Annotated in this window: 10 protein-coding genes; 7 read left to right on the top strand and 3 right to left on the bottom strand. The window is 73.6% G+C overall.

The window, feature by feature from the left end:
- Positions 1 to 18 precede the first annotated feature (18 nt).
- The gene (gene rpsI, locus AC6CH6_RS01275) at positions 19 to 525 is read left to right on the top strand and encodes a 30S ribosomal protein S9 (RefSeq protein ID WP_031282957.1); all 507 of its coding nucleotides are present in this window, start codon (positions 19 to 21) and stop codon (positions 523 to 525) included.
- Between the two features lie 132 nt (positions 526 to 657).
- Positions 658 to 2013, top strand: coding sequence for a phosphoglucosamine mutase (gene glmM, locus AC6CH6_RS01280; protein ID WP_419966163.1), 1356 nt, complete (start codon positions 658 to 660; stop codon positions 2011 to 2013).
- A gap of 73 nt (positions 2014 to 2086) precedes the next feature.
- Here glmM and mscL read toward each other — a convergent pair whose 3' ends face one another.
- From mscL to coaA, 3 genes are read right to left on the bottom strand one after another with little or no spacing between them, the layout of a single operon-like run.
- Positions 2087 to 2452 (bottom strand): large conductance mechanosensitive channel protein MscL, encoded by a 366-nt coding sequence (gene mscL / locus AC6CH6_RS01285; RefSeq protein ID WP_240722372.1) that lies wholly within the window; start codon positions 2450 to 2452, stop codon positions 2087 to 2089.
- A gap of 36 nt (positions 2453 to 2488) precedes the next feature.
- A complete protein-coding gene (locus AC6CH6_RS01290; RefSeq protein ID WP_498253764.1) occupies positions 2489 to 3307 on the bottom strand; it encodes a M15 family metallopeptidase in 819 nt (272 codons plus the stop codon).
- A complete protein-coding gene (gene coaA / locus AC6CH6_RS01295) occupies positions 3307 to 4263 on the bottom strand; it encodes a type I pantothenate kinase (RefSeq protein ID WP_031282962.1) in 957 nt (318 codons plus the stop codon). Before coaA ends, AC6CH6_RS01290 begins: the two co-directional genes overlap by 1 nt.
- A 172-nt stretch (positions 4264 to 4435) precedes the next feature.
- On the opposite strand from coaA, the gene AC6CH6_RS01300 reads away from it, so the two are divergent.
- The 5 genes from AC6CH6_RS01300 (at position 4436) to AC6CH6_RS01320 (ending at position 11693) form a co-directional block, all read left to right on the top strand.
- On the top strand, positions 4436 to 6517 hold the full coding sequence (locus AC6CH6_RS01300) for a PTS mannitol transporter subunit IICBA (protein ID WP_498253765.1): 2082 nt from the start codon (positions 4436 to 4438) through the stop codon (positions 6515 to 6517).
- Positions 6517 to 7662 (top strand): mannitol-1-phosphate 5-dehydrogenase, encoded by a 1146-nt coding sequence (locus tag AC6CH6_RS01305; RefSeq protein ID WP_498253766.1) that lies wholly within the window; start codon positions 6517 to 6519, stop codon positions 7660 to 7662. Before AC6CH6_RS01300 ends, AC6CH6_RS01305 begins: the two co-directional genes overlap by 1 nt.
- A 124-nt stretch (positions 7663 to 7786) precedes the next feature.
- Complete coding sequence (gene glmS / locus AC6CH6_RS01310; protein WP_368812716.1) at positions 7787 to 9679, top strand: glutamine--fructose-6-phosphate transaminase (isomerizing); 1893 nt, start codon at positions 7787 to 7789, stop codon at positions 9677 to 9679.
- Between the two features lie 77 nt (positions 9680 to 9756).
- Positions 9757 to 10128 carry a holo-ACP synthase gene (locus AC6CH6_RS01315; RefSeq protein WP_368796615.1) on the top strand — a complete coding sequence of 124 codons (372 nt, stop codon included), beginning with the start codon at positions 9757 to 9759 and terminating at the stop codon, positions 10126 to 10128.
- Positions 10125 to 11693, top strand: a complete 1569-nt coding sequence (locus AC6CH6_RS01320; protein WP_498253767.1) for an NAD(P)H-hydrate epimerase — start codon at positions 10125 to 10127, stop codon at positions 11691 to 11693. Before AC6CH6_RS01315 ends, AC6CH6_RS01320 begins: the two co-directional genes overlap by 4 nt.
- Positions 11694 to 11749: the final 56 nt, after the last annotated feature.

Genomic DNA, 11749 nt, shown 5'->3' on the forward strand with positions numbered 1-11749 from the left:
AAACGAGCGAGGAAAATCGTGGCTCAGAATACTGAAGAGCAGAACATCGTGGACGGCGAGGAGCAGCTGAGCAGCTACACCTCCGAGTCCTCCCCCGCGGAGGAGACCGAGGCCGCCGCCGAGCGCCCGGCCCTCACCGTCTCCGGCCAGGCCGTCGGCCGCCGCAAGGAGGCCGTCGCCCGCGTGCGCGTCGTCCCCGGCTCCGGCCAGTGGACCGTCAACGGCCGCACCCTGGAGAACTATTTCCCGAACAAGCTGCACCAGCAGGAGGTCAACGACCCCTTCAAGGTGCTGGAGCTCGAGGGCGCCTACGACGTCATCGCCCGCATCCACGGCGGTGGCCCCTCCGGCCAGGCCGGTGCCCTGCGCCACGGCGTGGCGCGCGCCCTGAACGAGATCGACCTCGAGAACAACCGCCCGACCCTCAAGAAGGCCGGCTTCCTGACCCGCGACCCGCGCGTCATCGAGCGCAAGAAGGCCGGTCTCAAGAAGGCCCGCAAGGCTCCGCAGTACTCGAAGCGCTGATCGGAGGGGCCTCCCGGCCCGCCCCAGCGTCACGGACCCCGTCCGACCCGGTGCACACCGGTGTCGGACGGGGTCCTTTCGTTTCTGCCCGCCTGCCGGTGTCCGGGCCGCGGGGAACGTAGGATGGGGGCGATGTCTAGATTATTCGGAACGGACGGCGTGCGCGGGCTCGCGAACGACCTCCTCACAGCCAACATGACCCTGGACCTGGCCCAGGCCGCCGCGATCGTGCTCGGCCACGGCCACGCACGCGAGGGGCGGCGCCCCACGGCGGTCGTCGCCCGGGACGGGCGGGCCAGCGGGGAGTTCCTCAGCGCCGCCGTGACCGCGGGTCTCGCCGGCTCGGGCGTGGACGTCCACGACGCCGGGGTCCTGCCGACCCCCGCGCTGGCCTACCTGGTGGCGGACCTCGACGCCGACTTCGGCGTGATGATCTCCGCCTCGCACAACCCGGCCCCCGACAACGGGATCAAGTTCCTGGCCCACGGCGGGCGGAAGCTCCCGGACCGGGTGGAGGACGAGATCCAGCAGGTCTTCGAGTCCGGCGACTTCCGGCGCCCCACCGGCGCCGGGGTCGGGCGCATCCACCTGCTCACGGACGCCGAGGACCGCTACGTCCTGCACCTGGTGGGGGCCATCCCGCACCGGCTCGAGGGGATGCGCGTGGTCCTGGACTGCGCCAACGGCGCCGCCAGCGGGGTCTCGCCGGACGCCTTCCGCGGCGCGGGCGCCGACGTGCACGTCATCGGCGCCGAGCCCGACGGCCTGAACATCAACGACGGCTGCGGCTCGACCCACCTGGAGCCCCTCCAGCGGGCCGTCGTCGAGCTCGGGGCCGACCTCGGGATCGCCCACGACGGCGACGCCGACCGCTGCCTCGCCGTGGACGCCACCGGCCGCGAGGTCGACGGGGACCAGATCATGGCGATCCTCGCCCTGGCGCTCAAGGACGCGGGCCGGCTCGTCGACGACACGCTCGTGGCCACCGTGATGAGCAACCTCGGCCTCAAGCTGGCCCTGCGGGACGCGGGCATCGACGTGCGGGAGACCGCCGTGGGGGACCGCTACGTCCTCGAGACGATGACCGAGCACGGGTACAACCTGGGCGGCGAGCAGTCCGGCCACGTGATCATGTCCGACTACGCCACCACCGGCGACGGGCTGCTGACCGGGCTGATGCTGGCCTCGCGCGTGGCCCAGACCCGCGCACCGCTCGCGGAGCTGGCCCGCGTGATGACGCGGCTGCCGCAGGTGCTGCTCAACGTGCGCGGGGTGGACCGCACCGCGGTGGGCTCCAACCCCGGGGTGCAGGCGGCCGTCGCGGAGGTCGAGCAGCGCCTCGGCGAGACGGGCCGCGTGCTGCTGCGCCCCTCGGGGACCGAGCCGGTGGTCCGCGTGATGGTCGAGGCGGCCTCCGAGGAGATCGCCCGGGCCGAGACGGAGTTCCTCGCGTCCGTCGTGGAGCGCGAGCTGGCCCTCACCGTCTGAGCCGGCCCCGCCGGACGCCGGAGGCCCGCACCGTGCACACGGTGCGGGCCTCCGGCGTCCGGCGGGGCCGGGATCAGGTGCGCCGGCGCAGGGCGTCGCGGATCTCGGTGAGCAGCTGCACCTGGGCGTCGGCCTCCTCCTCGGTGGGATCGATGCCGAGCCGGCGGTTGCGGGCCTCGATCATCTTGTTCATCGGCAGCACGATGGCGAAGTACACGGCGGCGGCCACGAGCAGGAAGTTGACGAGCGCGGTGAGCAGCACGCCGAACCTGATGTCGTTGCCGTTGACGGTGAGCACCGCGAACGAGTCGAAATTGGGCGAGCCGACCAGCGCGGAGATGAGCGGCATGAGCACCGCCTCGACCATGGCGTTGACGACCTGGGCGAACGCCGCGCCGATGATCACGGCGACGGCCAGATCGAGCACGTTGCCCTTCATGATGAATTCCCGGAACCCCTTGAGCATGGCCACAGACTAGCCGGGCGCGGGTGGTCCGTAGTCCGGGGCCGGCGGCAGGCCGGAGAACTCCTCGAGCGTCGCGGCGCCCGAGCGCGCGAGCTCCTGGGCCCGCTCCGGGCCGAGGTAGCGCAGGTGCCACGGCTCGTACCAGTAGCCGGTGGTGTCGTGCTCCCCCCAGGGGTAGCGGACCACGAAGCCGTGCTCCGGCCCGTGCTCGGCCACCCACGCGGCGGTGGCCGTCCCGTCGAAGCACACGCGCAGGTCGCACCCGGAGCCGTCGCCGACGTCCACCGCCAGCCCCGTCTGGTGCTCCGAGTGGCCCGGGCGGGCGGACGCCGTGTCGGCGGCCTCCGGGCCCTTCTGCGCCACCCACCCGGCGTACGTGCGGGACTGCTCGGCGAAGGAGCGGTAGCCCGACACGATCCGGACCGGCACGCCGTCCGCCCGGGCCGCGGCCAGCAGCGTGCGCGCCGCGGCGGCCGCCTCGGGACGCAGCAGGTGCCCCTCGACGTCCTCGAGGGCGGCGGGTGCCCAGTCCTGCGGGTCCAGGGGCCGACGCTTGTTGACCACCACGGCGAGCGAGGCGGGGTCGTCCAGCTCCGGGCGCGGTCCCGGCCCCCGGCCGGGGGTGGGGACCGGTGCCGGCGACGCCGTGCCGGAGGGGGACGCCGGCCCGGACGCAGGGCCGGACCCGGGCGGGGCGGGCGCGGCCGGTGCCGTGGTGGTGCCGGAGGGTTCGGGCGGGGCCGGGGGAGCGGCCCCGGGATCAGGTGCGCACCCGGCCACGAGCACCGCGGCGGCGAGCAGGAGGGCGCCGGCGCGCGGGACGTCCATCAGTTCTTGCGCAGCAGCACGCGCCGGATCGAGTGGTCGGAGTCCTTGGAGAGGATCAGCCGGGCGCGGCCGCGCGTCGGCTGCACGTTCTCGATCAGGTTCGGCTCGTTGATCCGCCGCCAGATGCCGGTGGCGGTGGCCACGGCCTTCTCGTCGGAGAGGTCGGCGTAGCGGTGGAAGTAGGAGCCGGGGTCGGCGAACGCGGAGGAGCGCAGGGCCTGGAACCGCTCCACGTACCAGCGCTCGATGTCCGCGGGCCGGGCGTCCACGTAGATCGAGAAGTCGAAGAAGTCGCTCAGGGCGAGGGCGGCCCGGTCCCCGGGGCCCACCTTGGCGGGGGCGAGCACGTTGAGCCCCTCGATGATGACCACGTCCGGGCGGGTCACCACGACCTCCTCGCCGGGCAGGATGTCGTAGCTGTGGTGCGAGTACTTGGGCGCCCGCACCTCGGGGGCGCCCGACTTGATCTTGGCGACGAAGCGCAGCAGGGCGCGGCGGTCGTAGGACTCCGGGAAGCCCTTGCGGTCCATGAGCCCGCGGCGCTGCAGCTCCGCGTTGGGGTACAGGAACCCGTCCGTGGTGATGAGCTGCACGTGGGGGGTGGACGGCCACCGGGACAGCAGCTCGCGCAGGAGGCGGGCCGTGGTGGACTTGCCGGCGGCCACGGAGCCGGCGATGCCGATCACGAACGGGGTCCGGGCGTGCTCCTCGCCGAGGAACGCGTTGGTCGAGGCGTTGAGCCGGTTCGACGACTCGTCGTAGAGGGTCAGCAGCCGCGAGATGGGGAGGTACACCTCGCGGACCTCCGCGACGTCGAGCCGGTCGCCGAGGCCGCGCAGGTTCTCGATCTCCCGAGAGGTGAGGGGAACGTCGATCTCGTGGGAGAGTCTCGACCAGGTCTGCCGGTCGAGCTCCACGAAGGGCGAGGCGCGTTCGCTCAGCGTAGATGCGGTCATCGACCACAGTCTAGACCGCACCCCGGCACCCGAGGTGTACCGGAGACAGGCCCCGTACCCGGGTGTAGATTTGGTCTCGATCCGGTATTCGCCGTGAGATAACTCACAGCAGTGCACGGCGCGTGCGCTCCGCCGGTGGAGGACCACCCCGCTCGAGAGTCAGGACAGGACCATGGCGACGGCAACGACCTCAGAGACCACAGCACCGGCGGGAGGACGATCGACCGCGGCCCGCGCGCACGTGCAGCGCTTCGGCACGTTCCTCTCGGGGATGATCATGCCCAACATCGGGGCGTTCATCGCCTGGGGGCTGATCACCGCGTTCTTCATCGAGGCGGGCTTCACCCCCTTCGGCCCGCTGGGCGGGTTCGGCGAGAACGCCGAGGGCGAGCCGTACACGGGCCTGGTCGGCCCGATGATCACCTACCTCCTGCCGCTGCTGATCGCCTATACGGGCGGGCGGATGGTCTACGACGTCCGCGGCGGCGTGGTCGGGGCGATCGCCACGATGGGCGTGATCGTGGGCACCGACATCCCCATGTTCATCGGGGCGATGCTCATGGGCCCGCTGACCGCGTGGGTGATGAAGAAGGTCGACGCCATCTGGGACGGGAAGATCAAGCCCGGCTTCGAGATGCTCGTGAACAACTTCTCCGCCGGTATCCTGGCCGCGGCCATGGCCATCTTCGGCTTCTTCCTGATCGGCCCCGCCGTGCTGGCCTTCTCCAACGCGGCCGCCTCGGCGGTGGACTTCCTGGTGACCCGGGGGCTGCTGCCGCTGACCTCGATCCTCATCGAGCCCGCGAAGGTGCTGTTCCTCAACAACGCGATCAACCACGGCATCCTCACCCCCCTGGGCACCGCCCAGGCCCTGGAGGAGGGCAAGTCGATCCTGTTCCTGCTCGAGGCCAACCCCGGCCCCGGTCTGGGCATCCTGCTGGCCTACACGGTCTTCGGCCGCGGCGCCGCGCGCGCCTCGGCCCCCGGCGCGGCCCTGATCCACTTCGTGGGCGGCATCCACGAGATCTACTTCCCGTACGTGCTGATGAAGCCGGCGCTGATCCTGGCGGCGATCGCGGGAGGCATGACGGGCATCTTCACGCTGACCCTGTTCGACGCGGGCCTGCGCGCCCCGGCCGCCCCGGGCTCGATCATCGCCGTCTTCGCGCAGGCCACCACCGACAGCTACGTGGGCGTGGCCCTCGCGGTGACGGCCGCGACCGCCGTGTCCTTCTTCGTGGCCTCGATCATCCTCAAGGCCTCCAAGGACAAGGGCGAGGGGGACCTCACCGAGGCCACCTCCCGGATGGAGGGGATGAAGGGCAAGAAGAGCTCCGTTTCCTCCGCGATCGTCGGCACCAGCGGCGGCGCGGACACCGGCGGGACCCCCGCCCGTGAGCTGGCCGACGGCGGACCGGTGCAGCGCATCGTGTTCGCGTGCGACGCCGGCATGGGCTCCTCCGCGATGGGCGCCTCCGTGCTGCGGAACAAGGTCAAGGCGGCCGGGTTCGCCGACGTCAAGGTCACCAACGCGGCGATCGCCAACCTCACCGACGACTTCGACATCGTGGTCACCCACCAGGACCTGGCCACGCGGGCCCGGCCGAAGGTGCCCAGCGCCTCGGTGGTGACCGTCGACAACTTCATGGGCAGCCCCCGCTACGACGAGATCGTCGAGGCCGTGCAGCAGCGCAACGGCGCCGCCGTCCCGGCGGGCGGCGGCGCGGCGGCGGCCACGGCCACGGCCGGCGGCGGGGGAGCGGCCTCCGGCGGCGACACCGTGGCCGCGGACCCGGGCGAGGGCGCCGGGACGTCCAGGGACGCCACCATCCTCACCAGGGACCGGATCGTCATGGACGGCGGCGCGCGCAACGCCGCGCAGGCCATCGACGAGGCCGGCGGCCTGCTGGTGGCGGCCGGTGCCGTGACCGACGCGTACGTGGCCTCCATGCACGAGCGCGAGGAGTCGGTGTCCACCTTCATGGGCAACGGTCTCGCCATCCCGCACGGCACCAACCAGGCGAAGGACAGCATCCGCTCCTCGGCCCTGTCGGTCGTGCGCTACCCCGAGGGCCTGGACTGGAACGGCAAGCCCGTCACCTGGGTGATCGGCATCGCCGGCAAGGACAACGAGCACCTCGCGATCCTCTCCCGGGTCGCGAAGATCTTCGGCAACAAGGAGAAGGTGCGCCAGCTGGACGAGGCGGGGACCGCCGACGAAGTGCTCGACCTGCTGGGGAAGGTGAACGACTGATGAAGTGCGTCCACTTCGGGGCGGGCAACATCGGCCGCGGCTTCGTCGGCCTGCTCATGCACCGCTCGGGCTACGAGGTCGTGTTCGCCGACGTGGCGGCCCCGCTCATCGACGCGCTGGCGTCCACTCCCAGCTACACCGTGCACGAGGTCGGCGCCGGCTCCCGCGACACGGTCGTCGAGGGGTACCGGGCGCTCAACTCGGCGGACGACCCGGAGTCCGTGGTCGCCGAGATCGCCACGGCGGACGTGGTCACCACGGCCGTGGGCGCGCACATCCTCAAGTTCGTGGCGCCGCTCGTGGCCCGCGGCATCGCCGCGCGCCCGGACGGCGCCGCCCCCGTGGCGGTCATGGCGTGCGAGAACGCCCTGTCCGCCACGGACCTGCTCGCCGAGGCGGTCCGCGCCGAGTACGGCGGCGAGGACCTCGACCGCCGGGCGGTGTTCGCCAACACCGCCGTCGACCGGATCGTGCCGCAGCAGGACGGCGGCGGGCTCGACGTGGTCGTGGAGCAGTTCCACGAGTGGGTCATCGACCGCACCCCGTTCGCGGGGAGCGAGCCGGCCATCGAGGGGGCGACCTACGTCGACGACCTCGTGCCCTACATCGAGCGGAAGCTGTTCACGGTCAACACCGGTCACGCCGCGTGCGCGTACTTCGGCTACCGGGCCGGCCGGCACCGCATCGCGGAGGCGATCGCCGACCCCGGGATCCGCGAGCGGGTCGCGGCGGCGCTCGCGGAGACGCAGGCGCTGCTCGTGGCCAAGCACGGGTTCGACGAGCAGGAGCACGGACGCTACGTCGCGAAGATCCTCGACCGCTTCGCCAACGAGCACCTCCCCGACACCGTGGAGCGCGTGGGCCGCGCCCCGCTGCGCAAGCTCGGCCGGCACGAGCGGTTCGTGGGCCCGGCGGCCGAGCTGGCCGAACGGGGCCTCGGCACCGACGGGCTGCAGGCGGCCGTCGGGGCCGCCCTGCGCTTCGACCCGGCCGACGACCCGGAGGCCGTCCGGCTGGGCGAGCTCCTCGACACGCTGGAGCCGGCCGACGCCGTCCGGGAGATCACGGGGCTGGACGCCGGGCACCCGCTCTTCCCGCCGCTCGAGGCGCTGGTGGCCGACGCCGTCCGGGAGCGGCGGGGCTGAGCGAGCCCCACGGAAGGGCCCACAGGCGGGCCGGGCCGTGTCCCCAGAAGAGGCGGGAACACGGCCCGGCCCGCCGGGTCCGGTGCACCCGGCCGGGCGAGATCCATGCGGTACTGTGAAGCGCATGTGTGGAATTGTTGGATATGTGGGCCCCTCCTCCCAGCGCTCGGACGTGCCCGGCACCGGCTCCGGGCACGACGCCCTGGACGTCCTCGTCGAGGGCCTCCGGCGCCTCGAGTACCGCGGCTACGACTCCGCGGGCGTGGCCGTCGTCGCGGACGGCACCGTCGGCTTCCGCAAGAAGGCCGGCAAGCTGCTCAACCTCGAGCAGGAGCTGCGCGACAGCCCGCTGCCCCGCTCCACCACCGGCATCGGGCACACCCGCTGGGCCACCCACGGCGGACCGTCGGACGTCAACGCCCACCCGCACGTCGTCGACGGCGGCCGGCTCGCCGTGATCCACAACGGCATCATCGAGAACTTCGCCGAGATCAAGCGCGAGCTGATCGAGAAGGGCCACGAGTTCCGCTCGGAGACCGACACCGAGGTCGCCGCCGTGCTCCTGGCCGACACCTACAACGACCTCGGCGACCAGGACCTCACCGCGGCCATGCAGGTCGCGTGCCGCCGGCTCGAGGGCGCGTTCACGCTCCTCGCCGTGCACGTCGACCACCCCGGCCGCGTGGTCGCCGCCCGCCGCAACTCGCCGCTGGTGCTCGGGCTGGGCGAGGGGGAGAACTTCCTCGGCTCCGACGTCTCCGGGTTCATCGACTACACCCGCAGCGCCGTGGAGCTGGGTCAGGACCAGGTCGTGTCCATCACGGCCGACGACTACGAGATCACCGATTTCCACGGCAACCGCGCCGACGGCAAGCCCTTCCAGGTGCTGTGGGACGCGGCCGCCGCCGAGAAGGGCGGCTTCCCGTCCTTCATGGAGAAGGAGATCAACGAGCAGCCCGCCGCCGTGGAGCAGACCCTCATGGGCCGCACCGACCCGGACGGGAACCTGGTCCTCGACGAGCTCAAGATCGACGAGGCGGTGCTCCGCGCCGTGGACAAGATCGTCGTCGTGGCCTGCGGCACCGCCGCCTACGCGGGGCAGGTCGCCCGGTACGCGATCGAGCACTGGTGCCGGATCCCCACCGAGGTCGAGCTCGCCCACGAGTTCCGCTACCGGGACCCGATCGTCAACGAGCGGACCCTGGTGGTCGCCCTGTCCCAGTCCGGCGAGACCATGGACACCCTCATGGCGGTCCGGCACGCCCAGGAGCAGGGCGCCAAGGTCGTGGCGATCTGCAACACCAACGGCTCCACGATCCCGCGCGAGGCCGACGCCGCGCTCTACACGCACGCCGGGCCCGAGATCGCCGTCGCCTCGACCAAGGCGTTCCTGGCCCAGATCACCGCCGCCTACCTCCTGGGCCTCTACCTGGCCCAGCTGCGCGGCAACAAGTACAAGGACGAGATCGGGGAGATCCTCGCCGAGCTCGAGGCCATGCCGGCCAAGATCCAGCAGGTCATCGACGCGCAGGCCGCGGTCAAGGATCTCGCGCAGTCCATGAAGGACGCCTCGTCCGTGCTCTTCCTGGGCCGCCACGTCGGCTTCCCGGTGGCCCTCGAGGGCGCGCTCAAGCTCAAGGAGATCGCCTACATCCACGCCGAGGGCTTCGCCGCCGGCGAGCTCAAGCACGGGCCGATCGCCCTCATCGAGGAGGGCCAGCCGGTGTTCGTCATCGTCCCCTCCCCCCGCGGGCGGGACTCGCTGCACGCGAAGGTGGTCTCCAACATCCAGGAGATCCGTGCCCGCGGGGCCGTGACCATCGTCATCGCGGAGGAGGGGGACGAGTCGGTCGCCGACTACGCGAACCACATCTTCCGCGTGCCGCAGTCCCCGGTGCTGCTCCAGCCGCTGCTGACCACGGTCCCGCTGCAGATCTTCGCGTGCGAGCTGGCCACGGCGAAGGGCTACGACGTCGACCAGCCCCGCAACCTCGCGAAGTCCGTCACCGTCGAGTAGTCCGCGCCCGCCGCTGCGCCGGCCCGCCGCCCCGGATCCTCCCGGGCGGCGGGCCGGCGGTCGTTAGGCTGGGGACCATGATCATCGGCACCGGCATCGACGTGGTGGACATCGCCCGCTTCGAGGAGCAGATCGCCCGCACCCCCGGCCTCGTGGCCCGGCTGTTCACCCCGCTCGAGCGCGACCTGCACGTGCGCTCGCTCGCCGCGCGCTTCGCCGCCAAGGAGGCGGCGGCGAAGGCGCTCAAGGCGCCGCCCGGGATGATCTGGCAGCACTGCTGGATCGAGAAGGACCCCTCCGGCGCCCCGCTGCTGTGCACCGAGGGGACGGTGGCGGAGGAGGCGCGCCGGCAGGGCATCGACCGGTGGCACCTCACCATGACGCACGACGGCGGGATCGCCATGGCCATGGTCATCGCGGAGCGCACCGGGGACGGGGGGCCGGCGTGATCGCCGCCTGGACCGGGGCGCAGGTGCGCGCGGCCGAGACGCCCTTCCTCGAACGCGGGGAGGGTCCCGCGCTGATGCGGCGCGCCGCCCACGGCCTGGCCCTCGTCGGCGCGCAGCGCCTGCGCGGGCGCCGGGGACGGATCGCCGGGGCGCGCGTGGTCGTGCTCGCCGGCACCGGCAACAACGGCGGGGACGGGCTGTGGGCGGGGGCGGAGCTGGCGGGCCGCGGCGCCTCCGTGCTCGCCGTGGCGGTCGGCGACCGGCTGCACCCCGAGGGCGGGGCCGCCCTCGAGGCCGCGGGGGGACGGGTGCTGCGCGCCGGGGACGGCGGGCCCGCCCTCGAGGAGGCGGCCGAGCAGGTGCTCCACGCCGACCTCGTGCTCGACGCCGTGCTGGGCACCGGCGCCCGGGGCGGGCTGCGCGGGCCGGCGGCGGAGCTCGTCCGCGCGGTCCTGGACCGGTGGCCCCCGGACGGGGGCCCCGCGGTCGTGGCGTGCGACGTCCCCTCGGGCGTCTCGGCGGACACAGGCGCGGTGGCCGGGCCGGTCCTGGCCGCGGACGTCACCGTGACGTTCGGCGGGGCCAAGGCCGGGCTGTTCCTGCCGCCGGGGGACCGGTGGTGCGGCGAGGTGCGGACCGTGCCCCTCGGGATCGAGCACGCCCTGCCCGCCCCCGCGCTGCGGCGCCTGGAGCCCGACGACGTCGCGGCGCTGTGGCCGCGGCCGGGGGCGGCCTCCCACAAGTACTCCCGGGGCGTGGTGGGGGTCGTGGCCGGCTCCCCGACCTACCCCGGGGCGGCGCTGATGTGCACGCGCGCCGCCGTGGACGCCGGCGCCGGCATGGTCCGCCACCTCGGCGACGCCGCCACCCGCTCCCTCGTGTGCCTGACCAGCCCCGAGGTGGTCGCCTCCGAGGACCACCCCGACGACGTCCACGTCCAGGCGTGGGTCGTGGGCCCCGGCGCCGTGGGCGACGCGGCCCAGGAGTCCCGGATCGGCGCCGTGCTGGCGGGCCCGATCTCCGCCGTCGTCGACGCCGGCGCCCTCGACGCGGCGGCCCGGGCGGCAGCCGACGGCGTCCTCGGCCCCGGCAAGGTCCTCACCCCGCACGCCGGGGAGCTCGAGCAGGTGCTCGCCTGGCTCGCCGCCCTCGGCGGCGGCGGGCAGGCGCCGGACCGGGCGGCGATCGAGGCCGAGCCCGCCCGGTGGGCGCGCGCGGCCGCGGAGGCGACCGGCGCCGTCGTCGTCCTCAAGGGCGCCACCACCCTGGTGGCGTCCCCCGACGGGACGCTGCTCTCCCAGGCCGACGGCAGCCCGTGGCTGGCGACCGCCGGCAGCGGGGACACCCTCGCGGGCATCATGGGCGCAGCGCTCGCGGGCAGCGCCGAGGACCCGGACGCGTTCGCCGCCGCGGGGGAGTGGGCCCGCGGGGACGCCCGCCGCGCGGTTGCCGCCGCCCTCGCCGTGGCCGTGCACGGCTACGCCTCCCGGCTCGAGGGCCTCGGCCCCGTGCCCCCCACGGCGCTGTCCGCGAACGTGCGGGCGGTCCTGCGCCGGGACCGCTGAGCCGGCGGTCCCGTCCCCGGCGGACCGCCCCCGGGACACGGGCGCCTCCGGTCCGG

This window comes from Kocuria sp. GQ42 (genome assembly GCF_059758435.1).